13 protein-coding genes are annotated in these 17,235 nt (G+C 36.4%); 6 read left to right on the top strand and 7 right to left on the bottom strand.

The window, feature by feature from the left end:
* Positions 1–48: 48 nt before the first annotated feature.
* Complete coding sequence (locus ERK18_RS06740) at positions 49–1,371, bottom strand: replication-associated recombination protein A (RefSeq protein ID WP_187154956.1); 1,323 nt, start codon at positions 1,369–1,371, stop codon at positions 49–51.
* Between the two features lie 160 nt (positions 1,372–1,531).
* Here ERK18_RS06740 and ERK18_RS06735 point away from each other — a divergent pair, with 160 nt between their 5' ends.
* The gene (locus ERK18_RS06735) at positions 1,532–3,055 is read left to right on the top strand and encodes an SLAP domain-containing protein (RefSeq protein WP_187154817.1); all 1,524 of its coding nucleotides are present in this window, start codon (positions 1,532–1,534) and stop codon (positions 3,053–3,055) included.
* A 209-nt stretch (positions 3,056–3,264) separates the two neighbouring features.
* Entirely contained in the window at positions 3,265–4,038 is a 774-nt protein-coding gene (locus ERK18_RS06730; RefSeq protein WP_187154816.1) for a hypothetical protein, read from the top strand.
* Between the two features lie 67 nt (positions 4,039–4,105).
* On the opposite strand, the gene ERK18_RS06725 is transcribed toward ERK18_RS06730, so the two are convergent.
* Positions 4,106–6,112 carry a BspA family leucine-rich repeat surface protein gene (locus ERK18_RS06725; protein ID WP_187154815.1) on the bottom strand — a complete coding sequence of 669 codons (2,007 nt, stop codon included), beginning with the start codon at positions 6,110–6,112 and terminating at the stop codon, positions 4,106–4,108.
* 199 nt (positions 6,113–6,311) lie between these two features.
* Between ERK18_RS06725 and ERK18_RS06720 the strand changes: the two genes are divergently transcribed.
* Complete coding sequence (locus tag ERK18_RS06720; RefSeq protein WP_187154814.1) at positions 6,312–7,832, top strand: SLAP domain-containing protein; 1,521 nt, start codon at positions 6,312–6,314, stop codon at positions 7,830–7,832.
* Between the two features lie 61 nt (positions 7,833–7,893).
* On the opposite strand, the gene ERK18_RS06715 is transcribed toward ERK18_RS06720, so the two are convergent.
* Positions 7,894–9,735, bottom strand: coding sequence for a BspA family leucine-rich repeat surface protein (locus ERK18_RS06715; RefSeq protein ID WP_187154813.1), 1,842 nt, complete (start codon positions 9,733–9,735; stop codon positions 7,894–7,896).
* A 177-nt stretch (positions 9,736–9,912) separates the two neighbouring features.
* Here ERK18_RS06715 and ERK18_RS06710 point away from each other — a divergent pair, with 177 nt between their 5' ends.
* Positions 9,913–11,436: an SLAP domain-containing protein gene (locus ERK18_RS06710; protein WP_187154812.1), complete on the top strand. Its 1,524-nt coding sequence runs from the start codon at positions 9,913–9,915 to the stop codon at positions 11,434–11,436.
* Positions 11,437–11,538: 102 nt separating this feature from the next.
* Here ERK18_RS06710 and ERK18_RS06705 read toward each other — a convergent pair whose 3' ends face one another.
* The 4 genes from ERK18_RS06705 to ERK18_RS06690 form a co-directional block, all read right to left on the bottom strand.
* Complete coding sequence (locus ERK18_RS06705; protein WP_187154811.1) at positions 11,539–13,497, bottom strand: BspA family leucine-rich repeat surface protein; 1,959 nt, start codon at positions 13,495–13,497, stop codon at positions 11,539–11,541.
* A gap of 47 nt (positions 13,498–13,544) precedes the next feature.
* A complete protein-coding gene (locus ERK18_RS06700; protein WP_187154810.1) occupies positions 13,545–14,462 on the bottom strand; it encodes an HNH endonuclease in 918 nt (305 codons plus the stop codon).
* A 120-nt stretch (positions 14,463–14,582) separates the two neighbouring features.
* A complete protein-coding gene (locus tag ERK18_RS06695) occupies positions 14,583–14,723 on the bottom strand; it encodes a hypothetical protein (protein ID WP_122051793.1) in 141 nt (46 codons plus the stop codon).
* A gap of 178 nt (positions 14,724–14,901) precedes the next feature.
* Entirely contained in the window at positions 14,902–15,261 is a 360-nt protein-coding gene (locus ERK18_RS06690) for an iron-sulfur cluster biosynthesis family protein (protein ID WP_187154809.1), read from the bottom strand.
* A 189-nt stretch (positions 15,262–15,450) separates the two neighbouring features.
* Between ERK18_RS06690 and ERK18_RS06685 the strand changes: the two genes are divergently transcribed.
* Together ERK18_RS06685 and ERK18_RS06680 are read left to right on the top strand one after the other, a co-directional pair.
* A complete protein-coding gene (locus ERK18_RS06685; protein WP_187154808.1) occupies positions 15,451–16,551 on the top strand; it encodes an SLC13 family permease in 1,101 nt (366 codons plus the stop codon).
* 109 nt (positions 16,552–16,660) lie between these two features.
* Entirely contained in the window at positions 16,661–17,221 is a 561-nt protein-coding gene (locus ERK18_RS06680) for a LemA family protein (RefSeq protein WP_187154807.1), read from the top strand.
* Positions 17,222–17,235 lie beyond the last annotated feature (14 nt).

Raw genomic sequence — 17,235 nt, 5'->3', positions numbered from 1 at the left:
GTGTCCCGGTAATTAAAACTAATGAGGTTAGACTTTAAAAGCTGAGCGCTATTTATCGTGTTCTTTGTGCCATTCTTTAATTTGTTCCAGCCTCTTTTTAAAGCGGTCTTCATGACCTTGCGAGGTTGGCAAATAATATTCGTGTCCCTCTAAACTTGGTGGCATAGTTTTCATTGTCGTTAACTTGTCTTTAGCATAATGCGCCAGCTGGTAACCTTTGCCATAACCTAAATCTTTCATCAACTTGGTGGGCGCGTTGCGGATCTGCAGCGGCACTGGTTCATCAACAGTCTTTTTGACATCTTCTTCAGCGGCTAGTCTAGCCTTATAAACTGCGTTTGACTTCGGCGCGAGCGACAAATAAATCACTGCTTCCGTCAAATGCACATCACATTCCGGCATCCCTATAAATTGACAAGCCTGAAAGACGTTGACCGCCACATTTAGTGCATTAGTATCTGCCAAGCCAATATCTTCACTGGCAAAACGCACTAGTCTACGTGCTATATAAAGAGGATCTTCTCCCCCTTCAAGCATTCGCGACAGCCAATAAATTGCCGCATCTACATCGCTGTTACGCATCGATTTATGCAAAGCGGAGATGATATTGTAGTGTTCTTCTCCGTCTTTATCATACAGGACCGACTTTTGGGTAATTAATTGTCCCAAACTGTCCATAGTCACAGCAATCGTATTACCACTTTTGTTGCCGTTTAAGACTGCCATCTCCAGCGTATTTAAAGCAGTTCTGGCATCACCGTTGGCAAATTTGGCAATGGCTTTAATCTCTTGCTTACTGATTTTAACGGTTAACTTGCCAAAACCGTTAGGGTTGCGTAAAGCATTTTGTAATAACTTAATGATATCTTTGACTTCAAGCGGTTTTAAGACAAAAACCTTACAGCGTGAAAGCAGCGCCGAGTTAACTTCAAAGGAAGGATTTTCGGTCGTGGCGCCAATTAAGGTGATACTGCCACGCTCAACGTAGGGTAAAAAAGCATCTTGTTGTGCTTTATTAAAACGATGGATTTCATCTACAAATACCAGCGTTTTTTGCCCCACTTCGTGTTCTGCTTCAGCCTGCTTCATAATTTTGCGAATTTTAGTGATGCTACTGTCAACCGCACTAAAATTAAAAAAGCTCGCTTGACTCTGCCGGGCAATTATTTCAGCCAAAGTCGTTTTGCCGACTCCCGGTGGTCCCCAAAAAATCATTGAGGAAACTTGGTCATTATCAATGATTTCCCGCAGAATTTTTCCCGGTCCCAGCAGCTGTTCTTGTCCTACAAACTGAGCTAGATTTTGGGGCCGTACGCGGTTAGCCAAAGGTTCATTTTGCCCACTATTTGCAAATAATGATTCTTGCTTCATCATTACATCTTCTTTATTTACTTCTAGATACTTACTAACCTAATTATACAAGTATTTGTCCGCTAGCAAAAATAAATGAACGTCTGTTTGCTCTGATTTTACTAACTAGTTTACGTTATAATTATATTAGGTACAAAATCATAGATAATGAGGTGAAGATATGAAATTTTTCAAGAAAGTTGGCATTGGCTTAACAGCCCTGGCTCTATCCACCACTCTATTTTTACCATATACCGCTAACTGCCAAACAGTAGAAGCTGCTCAGAAAACCAAAGGAAAAGTCATGCTGCTTGAGAGCGATTATGTTTACAACCCGTCAGGCCATAAAATAAAATTGAAGCAAAATCGGGGTACACATAGCTATAACATTCCTAACGGCTTTAATGCTGATTCCAAGGGCTATTTAACTACAGAAATGATAGTTTATGATGATGACAGTAGAACCAGTTATCCCTACTACGGCACTAAAAAAATTAACGGACAAAAATTTTACCACTTAGGGCATAACTATTACATTAATAATGCTAATGTTTTAAAAGTCAATGGGCGCAATATCACACAAGGCAAATTGACTATCAAACACGATGCACTGATTTACACCAAGACTGGCAAAACAACGGGAAAGAAACTAAGAACTAATACAGTTGTTAAGTACCAAGGAAAAGCTAAGACTGCTACTAAAACACCCAAATATTTTTACTACCTTAATGATGTCGCAAGGTACTTCCAAGCCAAATACGTACCTGCCCACAAAATAAAAGGAAAATATTTTTACTCCTTAGGACATAACAGTTACATTAAAGCAGCCAACGTCGGCTATATTAACGGTCACATTGCTCGCTACAACGGTGTTTCGTCAGCGACTGTTCTTAAGAACACCGCCAGCATAACGGTAAATTATTCTGCCGTTAAACGTAAACTGAAAAAAGGACAGAAGATTAAACTTGATTTAACTGTTATTCCTTACCAAAATGATGGCTTTGAGGGTTATCTTTACAGACTGCACGACTATCCGGATGAATATGTTGATGAAGACGATGTTAAATTGAAAAAGAATTTGCCTATTATTGATTATCGCGACTTAGTTTATACTTACGTTACGCCAGTGACAGATAACAGCGTTGAACTTTATGACACATCTGGCAAGACAATTGGTAAACGTATTATAAAGCCACAATACAGTAATCTGACAGTTGATGGCTTAATGTACCTCTGGGTACCTGAGGAAAACAAGGCGGAACTGTTTTATCATTGTTTAAATTACAGTGACGCTAGTGTGATTGATGCCAACCAACCAAACCTGGTGCCAAATTCAGAGCCAACTTACCCTGCAAAAAAGCAAGCACTAATCTATGGCAATAACTTTATTAAGGTGAACGATGTGAAATACGTCAGCGGGTTAAAGTTAAAATCACTGAATACGATTGAGCAAGCTGAAAATGGGCAAAAGATTGCGACAGGAGCTGACAAACAGGAACTACTCACACTTTTTAATGAAGGAAAAGATCTAGCACAAAATAGCGCTTATCATGATCTTATGTCTAATTATGATTGTGCCTTAAGAAACGCTTCTGCTATGTTAAGGTCTGATAAGGCAACTGTCACGCAGGTAGATGAAGCTGTCTGGTATGTAAAAACCGCTAAAGAGCAGCTGACAACTATGTCTACTCCACCGGGTGATTAAATGGCTACTGGCCGGAGCAATATTAGTTTTACAAAAATAGTCCAAGCAAATATAATAGACAATATGTAGAGTCTGGCGAAAACGAGACTATCAGTTTAATGCCGATTTATCAGTTACTGATTATTAAAAAATAGCTATAAACTGACAAAACGTGATGACCAGCCTAACGATAAAGGATATTGAAATCAAATTTAAAGGAGTAAACCAAAGTGAAATTACATAAAAATATTATTGTTGCAGCTGTCGCGGGTATTACCGTTTTAGCGCCAGTTATTAGTCAAACTTCAGCTGTTTTAGCAGATGTCGCTGCAACTGACCAAACAAATACTAATACCAACACTAATACAAATAATCCAGATACAAGTGCAACAGATAAAACTGAAACTCCTGTAGCTGAACCAATTTCGCAACCTATCCAAGATAATGATCCCGAACCAAAGACCAATATCCACAAAACTAAGAAAACTTGGTCAAAACGCCACCAAAAAGCAAATAATTATTTCAATAAGAACGTCAAGAAGGGGCAGAAGCTAACGAATAAGACTAAAAAATTAGCCCTTTACAAGAAGATCTTGAAGCATTTTAAAAATTATAAGTCTAAGTATGCCAAGACTTTCAAGAAATATCTTAATGCAGAAATTAAATGGTTAAACAGACAGATTAAATTGGAAAATGTTCCTACTACTAAACCATCAGGCGATTTAAAGCCACAACCTGTACAAAAGCCAAAGAAAGCAAAAGCACCTACAAATGATCATGGTGGGTGGTCTGACACTATCATTTATAAGATTTATTTGCAAGATTATAAATATTATAAGAAATATCCTACACTTTATAAAAAAGATGTAAAAAATGATATTAAAGCTTTGAAGAAACGAGGCTACAAGTTTAATGCTGATTTGTCTGATAAAGGTCATCAAGCACATAATAAGAAACTGGCAAAACGTGATTCTCAATTAATGGATGAAGGCAAATTAAAATAATCTTCAGTGTCCTCACTAATAGAACAAAAGACTAATTCGCAGTTAAAGCGAACTAGTCTTTTTTATATTATTTAAGTTTGAACCCTTTAGGCAGCTGTGGTCTTTTGCCATTATACATGACATAAGTTTCCTTGGGACTCTTTTTAGCCGAATTGTTATACAGTTTTAGCAATTGTTTTTCCGTATATTTCTTGCCTTTAGGCTTCCTAATTGTCCCTTTACCCACTGCTTGGATATGCTTAAATCCTTGACCCACTCCCGAACTCTTACGTAAGCGGTAATGCCCGAGCTTGACAACAAAGCCTTTTGGATTACCAGCTTTGAGCAAAATCTGACTATTATGGATATTAAAATGACTTAAATCAACTCCAACTAATTTTTTATCGTTTTCAAACATTATAGTTGAAGATTTTAATTTCGGTAAATGCCAGCCACTTAAATTCACATACATCAGATTAGTACAATCATTAAACATACCAGTCGTACTAGTAACATTAGTCATTCTGAAATGCGAAAGATCTATGCTAATCAAACTCTTATTATCAGTAAACATATAAGTCATGTCTTTAACATTCTCAGTATTCCAGCCATCCAGGTTCAAATTGGTTAAAGAATAATCTCCAGTAAACATCCCCCACATGGTGGTAACTTTTGCAGTATTTAAATGACTTAAATCTAGACTTTCTATAGTAGGATCTTCCGCAAACATTTCCCGCATATTAGTTACATTTGATGTATCTAAATGATTTAAATTTATACTTTTTAAATTAGGATTTTTTGCAAACATTTCCCGCATATTGGTTGCATTTGACGTATCTAAATGATTCAAATTTATACTTTTTAGATTAGGATTTTTCGCAAACATTCCTCTCATGTTTTTAACATTATGAGTATCAAGTTTGGCTAGATTTAATTGCTCTATCTGTGAAAAGCCCTCGAACATGTATGACATGTTTGTGACATTCGCCGTATGCAATTTGCTCAAGTCAACATCCGTTAAATTAGGACAGTCAGCAAACATATACGACATATCTGTTACCTTATTGGTGTCCCAATTGTCTAAAACTAATTTTGTTATTTTGCTTGAAGCAAACATATTTGACATCTTAATAACATTACTGGTATCTAATGAACTAAGGTCCAGAGTCTTTACCCCAGTTGTTCCTGAGAACATGTATTCCATGTCTGTAACTTTACTAGTATTGAGTTTGGCAAAATCTAAATTAGAAATATCAGCCCGCTCAAACATTCCTGACATATCAGTCACATTGCTTGTATCAAGGTCAGCAAAATTAAGATTTTGAAGTTTGGTTAGACTAAACATATCACTCATTTCAGTAACGCGACTGGTGTTAAAACTACTCAAGTTAATGCTTTTGGCAGTGCAGCCATTGAACATATAATCCATTTTAGTGACATTACTAGTATTAAAACTGGTCAAGTTAATGTTTTCAGCAGTGCAATTACTAAACATATAATTCATGTTAGTGACATTGCTAGTATTAAAACTGCTCAAATCTAGCGTTGATAGTCCTGTAGACTCAAACATTCTACTCATATCAGTTACTTTATCAGTTTGAAAGTGACTTAAATCAAGCTCAGTCAGAGCCTGATCCATATCAAACAAGCCACTCATGTCAGTGACTTCACTGGTGTCAACTAAGTCCAGTCCCTTAATGTCTTTCAAATTATTTAGCTCGCTAAACTTATATTTTGAATCTGCAGGAAGTTTTACGGGGGAGGCAAAAACAATATGGGTAATATTATTCCCCCAACTCCATTCTTCATTAAACGGGCGACTCGAAAGAGTGCTATTTTTCTGAGTTCCTTTAATTGTCAGGGTTCTGGTAACAATATCATAATTCCAGCTGCAGTCGCCATCTTTGCCTGACCAAATACCTGGTATTTCTTGAATATCATTATTCACTTGATCGCTAGCATTAGGTTTATTAGTTGCAGCAGAAACCGGCTTAACAGCAGCTGCCATTAAGTTCAGACCACAAAAAGCAAGACTGCTGCTAATACCAACTTTTTTAACTAAACTTAAAATTTGTCTTGAATGGTTATGATTCATTATCATGACCTCCTTTTCATTAACTTAATTATAAGCCGTTTCAAACCCAAAATATAATTTTCCTAGTTGTTAAAAATAATGAAAGCCAGAAAAATCCATTAAATTCACCAGATAAAATAAATTTGAGTTTCATTTTGGGTTACGATAACATTAAACTATAAGCTCATCTTTGTAAGGTCATAATTTGTGAGGTCATAATATGAAACGTTTTAAGAAAATTTGTATTGGACTAACAGCCTTATTATTAACTGCTAGTCCATTATTGCCAAATATCACCAATTCCCCAACAGTAAAAGCTGCTCAGAAAGCCAAAGGAGAAGTTACGCTGCTTAAAAACGATTATGTTTACAATCCTTCAGGTCATAAAATAAAATTGAATATTTCTCACGGCTTTACCGTTCCTGAAGGTTTTAGCGCTGATTCCAAGGGCTACGTGATTACTGACATGGAAATTGATGAATACAGCGATGGCAGAACCAGTTATTCCTACTACGGTACTAAAAAAATTAACGGGCAAAAATTTTACAACCTTGGTCATAACTATTACGTTAAAAATGCCGATATTTTAGAAGTAAAAGGTCATAATATTAAAAAAGGCAAACTAGTATTAAGTCACAATTCATTGATTTACACCAAGACTGGCAAAGCAACTGGTAAGAAATTAAGAACTGATGCAATTGTCAAGTATCAAGGAAAAGCTAAGACTGCTACTAAAACACCCAAATACTTTTATTATCTTAATGATTTAGACAGATACTTCAAACCCAGATATATACCTACTCATAAAATTAAAGGGAAATATTATTACTCTTTAGGACATAATCGCTACATTAAGGCAGCTAATGTCGGCTACATTAACGGTCACATTGCTCGCTACAATGGTGTTTCGTCAGCGACTGTCCTTAGGAACACCTCCAGCACAACGGTAAATTATTCTGCTGCAAAGCGGAAACTGAAAAAAGGACAAAAGATTAAACTTGATTTAACTGTTATTCCATACGAAATTGATGGCTTTGAGGGTTATATATACAGATTGCACGATCACCCAGACGAATATGTTTCAGAATACGAAGTTAAACTGAAAAGGAACCTGCCTATTATTGATTACAGTGACTTAGTCTACACTTATGTCACCCCATTAGCAGGCAACAGCGTTGAACTTTATGATACTTCTGGCAAGGCAACTGGCAAGCATATCATGAAGCCGACACATAGTAATCTGACGGTTGATGGCTTAATGTACTTGTGGATTCCTGAGAAAAACAAGGCGGAACTGTTTTATCACTGTCTAAATTACAGCGATACTAATGTGATTGATGACAAGCAACCAAATCCGATACCAGATCAAGATTCAGTAACCCACAGTAATAACCAAAAATTAAACTATGGCAATAACTTTATCAAAGTTAGCGATGTTAAATATGTCAGCGGGTTAAAGCTGAAAGCACTTAATACGATTGAGCAGGCCAAAAATGATCAAAGAATTGCAACGACTGCTGACAAGCAAGAATTACTAGCACTTTTTAATGAGGGCAAAGATTTAGATCAAAACGCTAAATATGATACGGATCTAATGAATAATTATGATTGCTCCTTAAGTAATGCCTCTGCCATAATAAGATCTGATAAGGCAACTATCGCCCAAGTTGCTGAAGCTGTCTGGTATGTTAAAACTGCTAAAGAGCAACTGACAACTATGTCTGTTCCTCAGGGCGATTAAATCTTTTAGACTAATAGAAAAAGGCTAATTCGTTTTTAATTACGAACTAGCCTTTTCTTATCTATTTGAGATTAATCCCTTTAGGCAGCTGTGGCTTTTTGCCATTATACATGACATACGTTTCTTTAGGACTCTTTTTAGCCGAATGGTTATACAGTTTTAGCAATTGTTTTTCCGTATATTTTTTGCCCCGAGGCTTGACAATTGTGCCTTTGCCAACAGCTTGAATATGTTTAAAGCCTTGACCTACTCCCGAACTCTTACGTAAGCGGTAATGACCGAGCTTGACAGCAAATCCTTTAGGATTACCTGCCTGATTTAAAATCCTACTGTTATGAATATTAAAATGGCTTAAATCAACTCCAGCGAGCTCTTGATCATTAGTAAACATTTCCGTTGAATCATACATTTTTGGTAACCGCCAGCCACGTAAATCAACAAAAACAAGATTATCACAGTCCATAAACATTTGGCTGACCCTGGTAACCTGACGTGTATCCCAAGTATGCAGGTCAAGCTGCTCAAGACTTTTTGCACCTTTAAACATCCTAAGCATATCAGTAACTTTGGCAGTATTAAAGTGACTCAAGTCAATGTCTTTTAGACTGCTGTCGCCACTGAACATTGAATTCATCCAGCGTACGTTCTTGGTGTTCCAGCCCGTTAAATTGAGTTTGGTCAAAGAGCTGTCTCCAGAAAACAGCGAGATCATATTAATAACGTTGCTGGTATCAAAACTACTTAAATCTAAACTAGTAACAGCTGGATTGTCTGCGAACATTTCTCTCATATCTTCAACTTTACTCGTATCAAAGTGACTGAAATTTAGCTGATCCAAATGGGCGAATTTTGCAAACATCCCCGACATGTCTGTAACATTACCGGTATTAAAGCCGCTTAAGTCAAGTTTAGTTAAGTCAGAACACCCTTGGAACATATTTTTCATACTGGTGACGTTTTTGGTGTCCCAATTAGCCAGGTTTAAGTGAATAACTGTACTGCCCGAAAACATTTCCGCCATATTAGTCACTTGACTGGTAGCAAAATTACTCAGATCAAGACTTGACAAATTTGAGGTACTGGAAAACATATCAGACATATTATTAACTTTTCTGGTATCAAAGTGCTTAAGATTTAGTTCAGTAACTTTTATTCCAGCAAACATACCAGCCATGTTAGTGACATTACTAGTATCAAAATTAGCTAGATTAAGTTCTGCCACATCGCTATCCGCAAACATCTCTGCCATATTGGTCACTCGGCTGGTAGCAAAACTTTTCAGATTAAGATGTTTCATCGGGCTGTTTCTAAACATGCCGCTCATATTTGTGACTTTGCTTGTATTAAAACTGCTCAAATCTACTTCTGTTAAGGCTGTGTTGTCAAACATTCGTTCCATGCTAGTCACTTGGCTGGTATCAAAGTGACTCACATCAGCTTTAATTAGAGCTTTGTCATTAGTAAAAAGCAAAGCCATATTTGTCACTTGACTAGTATCAACCTTGTCGAGGCCCGTAATATCCTCCAAATACTCAAGACCGGAAAACTTTTCTGCCGAATTCGGAGCCATTTGAATCGGTGTTTCAAACACAATATGCTCAATATTACCAGACCATTTAAACTGCTTTAAAAATGGTGTGCTGGATAATTGACTGCTCTTTTGCGCGCCACTAATCCGCAAAGTTCTACTAATAACATCGTATTGCCATGTGCAGCTGCCATCAGTGCCAATCCAAAGACCGGCATCAGATGGCAAACCTGTCGCACTAATTGGGACAACAGCAGGAGTTTCTGTTGCAGCAGCCACATTTACGTTTGTTTGCACCGTTACGACTAAACCTAATGCCATTGTTGCAATACCTATCCCAGTTTTTTCAAACTTGATTAAATTTGGAAGCTTCATCTTGATACCTCTTTTCTCTTACCCTAATTATACGGGTTTTTTGCTTAAAACTTATTAATGATTTGAAACTTAAGCTAAACTTTGTCAGCCTTTATTCTTTTACTGTATGACATGTATTGTGGCACCTATATTAGGTTATAATAAATTCAGTAGAAAGGATTAGTAAGGAGGTAAATCATGAAATTAACCAAAAAAATCTGCTTGGCGATCACGGCTTTGGCATTGGTCGTCACACCTTTTTTAGCAAATTGCAATCAAATACAAACAGTTGCAGCTGCCAAAAGCAGTAAAAAGACCGCAAAAGGTAAAATCACGTTAATCTATGATGCCCATCTTTATAATAAATATGGTCATAAAATTAAAAACAAGAACAAATATCTGCCTTATGCTGAAGATGATGCCAATGGCTATAAGTACATTCCAGGATTCAATGCAGATGTTATGCAATATTACGGCTCCAAAATAATTAATGGGCAAAAATTCTATAACATTGGTAATGGCTGCTACATTAATGCCGCTGATGTCAAGGAAGTTAACGGTAAAAACAGTAAAAAGGGCAAAGTTGTTTTATTACAAAAATCAGCTGTTTATACTAAGGCCGGTAACAAGAGTGGCCACACTTTACCTAAGCGAGCTATCGTTAAATATCAAGGCAAAGTTAAACAAGTTAAGTCAAGACCAAAATACTATTATAGTAAATACTTTAAATCAGATAACGATGAGCATATTTTCTATCTGCCACTCACAAAAATTAAAGGGAAAAAATATTATGCCATTGGTAAAAATCGCTATGTCAAAGCCTATAATGTGGCAAGTTTAGATGGTTATCCTTTAACTTACAATGGGGTTACAACGGCCACCGTTCTCAAAAAGACAGCCACTCAGACTTTAAACGAAATGAAAACCAAACATATTTTAAAAAAGGGGCAGAAAATAAAAGTTGATTTAGCCGTTGAACCTTGGGCAGAAGATTTTGAAGGCTATATTTTCCGCCTGCATAATCATCATGATGAATACATAGATGAAAACTGTATCAACCTGAGAAATTACTTACCAACGACCGACTACTCTGATTTAACCTATAGTTTTGTTACTGCAAAGACTACCGCAAACGTTAAACTCTATGACGTCACAGGAAAACCCGTTGGGATTAGTTTTAATACTGCAAAGCAGTCTGACTTTAATGTTGACGGCTTGTTCTATATTTGGAATGCGGCTACAAACAAAGCTGAGTTGTATTATCACCTTCTGAGTAACAATTTAGACAGAAAAGCCCTTATCAACAATGATGGCACACAACTAAAGGCCCCGGCGACTGACAAAAAATATGGTCCAATCACTCTAACCACCAGTGAAAAAATAATAGCAGCTAACAGTTTCGTTAAAGCAAGTGATGTGAAATTTAGCTGGGGCATAAAACTTTCTCCTGTAAACACTTCGTTAGCAGCTGAGCAGAAACAAAAAGTAGCAACCGACAGCGATAAAGTGAAGCTCCAGAAAGACTTTGACTCTGGACAGCAAACTATTAACGAAAGTGTCCATTATGATGGACTTATGCAGAGCTATGACTATGCTTTAGCTAATGCTGCTGTTGTCTTACGGTCGAGCAAAGCGACACTGGCACAAGTAGATCAGGCAATCTGGCTGTTAAAAACCACTAAAACACAGATAAAAACTTTAAACTTCCCTGAATTTGCCTAAAGTTTACTAGAAAGACAAACTAAAAAGGATTAGTTCTGAAATGTGATGTGAACCCAAAAATTAGGTCACACCAATGAGCTAATCCTTTTATTTTACTAAAAATCAAAAATGAAATGATTTTGGTAACTGTGGTTTTTTACCGTTATACATGACATAGGTTTCTCTAGGACTCTTTTTGGCAGAGTGATTATACAGCTTAAATAACTGCTTTGCAGTATATTTTTTGCCTTTCGGTTTTCTAATTGTTCCTTTGCCTACAGCTTGAATGTGCTTAAATCCTTGACCTACACCTGAACTCTTACGCAAACGGTAATGGCCCAGCTTCACAGCAAATCCTTTAGGATTGCCTGCCTGATTTAAAATCCTGCTGTTATGAATATTAAAATTAGTCAGATCAACCCCCGCTAATTTCTTGTCCTGCATAAACATATCTGTCGAATCAGTCAGTTTAGGCATGTGCCAGCCGTGTAAATTAACATTAGTAAGATTAGGACATTGAGCAAACATCTCACTTACTTCAGTTAATTTACGGGTGTTCCAATTATGTAAATCAACAGTTTTGAGACTCCGATCATTTTTAAACATCTCATAAGCTTCAGTGAGACTATTAGTTTTAAGATGACTTAAATTAATATTGACCAGCTGCGGGTCGTTTTTAAACATGCGACTCATACTCCTGACCCGTTTGGTATTCCAGCCTTTCAAATTAACCGTCTTTAAGTTGTCATCATCACTAAACATTTCAGACAAATTTTTATTGGACTTAGTATTAAAATGGCTTAAATCTAAGCTGGTAATTTTTTTCATACCAGAAAACATATAGCTGGTGCTAGTGACCTTGCTGGTATCAAAATTACTAATATCAAAATCAATTAAATTTTCAGCACCCTCAAACATGCCAAACATATCAGTTACCTTGCTGGTATTAAAGTGCTTAATATCCAAGCTGACCAAATTCTTTAATCCAGCAAACATAGTGCTCATATCAGTAACATTGGAAGTATTCCAGCCCGTTAAATTAAGTTGTTTTAATGCTGTATCGTTTGAAAACATACCTGACATATTAGTTACTTTACTAGTATCAAAATTACTCAAATCCAAATTGGTCAAATTGGAATCTCCAAAAAACATAGCTTTCATATTTTGAACATTACTAGTATTAAAATTGCTCAAGTTTAAAGTTGTTATGTCCATACTATGAGAAAACATATTGCTCATGTCCGTTACGTTTTTGGTATTAAAGCCTGAGCAGTCGAGCTGTTCAATCAGGCAATTATTGAACATTCCGCTCATATTTTGTACTTTACTGGTATCAAAACTATCTACATTAATCGTTTCTGCCTTGGTACCGGAAAACATATTTGCCATATCGGTTACTTTGCTAGTATTAAAGTTTTTTAAATCCAGCTTTTTAAAATTGGCCGCCACAAACATGCTGTTCATAGTGGTTACATTTGCGGTATTCAATTTACTCAAATCTATTGCTATAGCAGTAGCATTATCCATACCTAATTTAAAGAACATGTTACTCATATCTGTAACTTTACCGGTATCAAACTTACTAATATCTAAGCTATTAAGGTTCATATCACCGGCAAATAAACCAGACATATCGGTTACATCACTGGTATCAGCGTTCTCTAAGCCCTTAATATCAGACAAATATCTCAAATTGGCAAATTTTTCTTTTGAATTTGCAGGTAACTTAAACGGATTTTCAAAAACGATATGCTCAATACTTCCAGCCCATTTGAATTCTTTGGTAAAAGGTGTACTTGACAGTTGTGCTCCTTTAGCACCACTAATAGTCAGCGTATTAGTAAGGACATCATATTGCCACGTGCAGCTGCCATCTGTGCCAGTCCAAAAGCCTAGCTGATTATTGACAGTACTGGTTGCAGTTGGTGTTGTTTTTGCAGTTTGATCGTTAGCAGCAGGTGTTGCAGAAGCTGCCAAAACATTCTGGACCAGATTAGCGCCACTCATCATGCCCAAGACTGCGGCAGCCATACTGATCCCCAATTTTGCTAAAATATTTTGCTTGAATTTAGTTGACTTCATTTTTTGACCTCCTTTTCCTCTTAATTTCATTGTAAGCCTTTTAAAAATTAAATAATATCTTCTTTCTCATTTACTTGCGCTAGTTTCCAGCCAGTCATAAAATGCTGCTCGCGTAAAGAACGCAAGTCAGTATAATCGCTCTCCAAGCTATCAATTGCATCCTGCAATTTTTTGTTTTGCTTACGAATCTGGTCAAGTTCAGGATCATTAACAACGCCTTTCAGATGCATTTTAGCCGCTAATTCACGCCGTCTTTCCTCAAATTCACCCTTCAAAGTAGCAAGAGCATTTTCATATTTGACCAGTTTGTGGTTAACTTCAGGAATTTCATTATTTAAACTGACAAACAATTTATAGGGCATGTTGGACTTGATGCGATTGCATTCCGTGCAGGATAAAATCAGGTTGTCAAAATCATTATTATGTGACAGCGAAACCGGATCTTTGTGATCAACACTGCGTCCGCGCCTGCCACAGTATTGGCAGCGGTAATGGTACTTGGCCCGAATACGCTCGCGGTCAATATAATCCACTTCATTGAGTTTAAAGTCGACGTTTAAGCCTAATTTACTTAGGTTTTCAGCAAAAGTAAATTCGCTGCTGGGTATAAAGTCAGTTTGACCCGTCTCACTGTCAATTACCGCCTGATTAAAATCATGTGCTGATAGCTGTTGCTGGGCCAATTCATTGCCGTCATAATCCTGAATAAAGGCTTCATAACGCTTGCGCACGTCATTTTTGGCAATTAAAAACGTAGGATTATCTGAGTCTTCATCTTTTCCGACAAAAGTAAACAGCAGACATTGCGCAAAGACTTTCACTGCAATATTAGCAAAATTCTCCGGTGCTTCTCCTCTTTGGATACACAGATCGCAAATACTAGTTAATTTAGGGTTAATCAAGCCCGTTTGTTTAAAATGTTTGGCATTGATGCGCAAACCGCATGCACTGCATTGAAATTTCACTTTTAAGCGTTCTCCTTAGAGCAAAATGTATGTATCATTAATCTAATTCTACTCAATTTAGAGCAATAAAAAAAGGCGGACGAAAACTTCATCCACCTTTTAGTTTTGTTTAAAAACAAACTATTTATTTTCGTCTGCTTTGGCCTTGTTCAAGAAAGCAACGACTGCTGCCACGTGCGCAACGCGTTTTCTGCCGTTCTTCTTGTTCTTAGGTCTTTGGTTTGGTTCACAACCAGTGTTGTAATTTTCACCTTTACGCATAGTACTATACTTCCTTTCAAGATTTTCGAAAATCTTATATAGTTTAACACTTAGGACTTTTTGAAGCAAGATGCGCTCATACTGAACCGTTCTGTTTTGCCATTTAAAATAAAAAGCGCTCCATTCTGGAACGCTAAAAATAAAGTTATTTTTGAGTACATATTATTAGTTAAATGCACTAATTATTTTCACTAACTGTCATGGCAGCATCAATTACGCCACTGTCATCGGCTAAACTAATGGCCGCATTCTTTTCATCTACTACCAAATCGTTGCCTAAATATTGCATTTCTGCAGGACTGGTGTATAAATTTAAGCCAATATTATTTTCAACTTTAAGTGAAAAGTCTGGGTCTTGCTGATCCAAGACTACAAATTGAAAACGAGTCCCGGCAGCACAGCTACCGGCAATGTTAGAATATTTGTTGGAACCGTCATTTAATGAAAGCAAAACAACTTGTCCGTCTTTCACACTTTTCTTGATTTTATCAGCTGCACCTGCTTTAACATTCATTTTAACTGATTCGGAATTACTCATTTTAATATTTCCTCCTAATCCTTAGCAATTTTCTCCAGTATAGGATATATTAAGTTATAGTGTCAAAAATTATGTTTATAGTAAAAGTGCTTTTCACCATGAAAAATTTATTATTGCGTATAACAAAAAAAAAGGTCAAAATGTATATAGCGATTATAGATGATTATAACTTGTGAAAGGGGACATTTTATGACCGTCTTGAAAAAGGTTTTTAGTGATAAAATCCTGCAGATTACTTTTGTAATAACGATTATCAGTCTTTTTTTTGCTAGACCGCGGCTTGAGGATATTAACTTACATACTATTTTTTCAGTCGCCGCGATGCTAATCATTATTCAAATATACGCTTACTTGCACGTTCTGGACGTGTTGGCGTATAAACTGACCAGTATTGCCGACAATATGCAGAAATTAAACATCTTGTTTACGCTTCTAGCGATTATTGCTGGGATGTTTCTCGGCAATGACATAACAGCGCTTACATTGATTCCCCTGTATTTAAATATTGCCAAAAGATGTGACTTGCCACAAATTTTACCTGTCACTTTAATTGGTATGGGTGCAAATATTGGAGCTGCTTTTACTCCGTGGGGCAACCCCCACAATATTTTTTTGGTCAGTAAATATTCTGTTAATGCCCTGCAGTTTTTCTCCTGGTCTTTGCCCTATTTATTAATGGCATTAGTCATCACGTTTATTATTTTTTACTTTATCCCTCGTAAAAAAATTCCCAGACAAGATATTAAACAGATCAATATCAGTTTAAGGCCTACAATCATTACTACAGCAGTATTTGCATTATTTTTCTTAGGGGTATTTAAGGTGATTAATGTTGCAATTCCGATGATTGTTGCAATTATCTTAGCCTTATTAATAAACCCGAGAATTTTGCTTAAAGTAGATTTTGCTTTGCTATTAACCTTTACCTGTTTCTTCATCTTCATTAGTGATATTCAACAGATCCCGATGATTGTCAGCATCATTCATACGATGATTAATTCGGAAAGTTCAACCTACTTCACTTCGATTATCTCCAGTCAGATTATCAGCAATGTTCCTGCAACTATTTTAGTTGGTAAGTTTACTCCATACGCGGAAGCACTATTTTTAGGTTCCAACATAGGCGGCTTTGGCTCTCCTATCGGTTCAATGGCCAATATGCTGGTCTTAAAAACATTTACCCAAAACGCCACCGTTTCAAGAGGAGAATTCTTCAAAAAATGGTCAGTAATGCAGTTCATCGGTCTGATTGTTTTAACCGTTGTGGGCTGGGGACTTTTATTAATTTAAGATACAATTTAGTAAAGCTTTGCTAATGAAAGATAGTATAAGCTTCTTTTTTATATTCAAAAGGTCCTTAATCAGTTATAATTAAGAGATACATATAAGGAGGAATACTATGAATAGTTTAACTTGGGTAATTGTAATTATTGTTGTTTTATTAATTGCACTTTATATTACAGTTTACAACAGTTTACAAAAAGCCAAAGTATACACCGATGAGTCTTGGAGTCAGATTGATGTACAACTAAAGCGGCGTAACGACTTGATTCCTAACTTAGTCGAAACAACTAAGGGCTATGCCAAACACGAAAAAGAAACATTGGAAAATGTTGTACAATTGCGTAATCAGTTAACAAATATTCCCAGCGATGATCACGCCCAAACCTTAAAGGTTTCTAATCAAATTTCTGATGCCCTTAAATCAATTTTTGCCTTATCAGAAAACTATCCGGACCTTAAAGCCAACCAAAACTTCTTGAAACTGCAAGAAGAATTAACTAACACTGAAAACAAAATTGCCTATTCAAGACAACTTTACAATTCTTCTGCTGCACTTTACGACCAAAAGCTGTTAACTTTCCCGTCTAATATTGTTGCTCACATTCACGGTTTTAAGAAAGTTGAGTACTTACAAACTAATGAATCGGAAAAAGAAGTACCTAAAGTTAAGTTTTAAATACCAGGTCAATT

It is taken from the genome of Lactobacillus kimbladii (assembly GCF_014323605.1).
In the GTDB taxonomy this organism is placed as follows: domain Bacteria; phylum Bacillota; class Bacilli; order Lactobacillales; family Lactobacillaceae; genus Lactobacillus; species Lactobacillus kimbladii_B.
Note: the sequence above shows the minus strand (reverse complement) of the source record. Positions and strands in the feature narration are given on the sequence as shown.

Bases quoted from the DNA above. Each gene is read 5' to 3' on its own strand.
- ERK18_RS06680 (WP_187154807.1), top strand. From the start codon at position 16,661: ATGAATAGTTTAACTTGGGTAATTGTAATTATTGTTGTTTTATTAATT.
- ERK18_RS06725 (WP_187154815.1), bottom strand. From the start codon at position 6,112: ATGAATCATAACCATTCAAGACAAATTTTAAGTTTAGTTAAAAAAGTT.
- ERK18_RS06735 (WP_187154817.1), top strand. From the start codon at position 1,532: ATGAAATTTTTCAAGAAAGTTGGCATTGGCTTAACAGCCCTGGCTCTA.
- ERK18_RS06715 (WP_187154813.1), bottom strand. From the start codon at position 9,735: ATGAAGCTTCCAAATTTAATCAAGTTTGAAAAAACTGGGATAGGTATT.
- ERK18_RS06690 (WP_187154809.1), bottom strand. From the start codon at position 15,261: ATGAGTAATTCCGAATCAGTTAAAATGAATGTTAAAGCAGGTGCAGCT.
- ERK18_RS06710 (WP_187154812.1), top strand. From the start codon at position 9,913: ATGAAATTAACCAAAAAAATCTGCTTGGCGATCACGGCTTTGGCATTG.
- ERK18_RS06705 (WP_187154811.1), bottom strand. From the start codon at position 13,497: ATGAAGTCAACTAAATTCAAGCAAAATATTTTAGCAAAATTGGGGATC.
- ERK18_RS06685 (WP_187154808.1), top strand. From the start codon at position 15,451: ATGACCGTCTTGAAAAAGGTTTTTAGTGATAAAATCCTGCAGATTACT.
- ERK18_RS06720 (WP_187154814.1), top strand. From the start codon at position 6,312: ATGAAACGTTTTAAGAAAATTTGTATTGGACTAACAGCCTTATTATTA.
- ERK18_RS06695 (WP_122051793.1), bottom strand. From the start codon at position 14,723: ATGCGTAAAGGTGAAAATTACAACACTGGTTGTGAACCAAACCAAAGA.
- ERK18_RS06740 (WP_187154956.1), bottom strand. From the start codon at position 1,371: ATGAAGCAAGAATCATTATTTGCAAATAGTGGGCAAAATGAACCTTTG.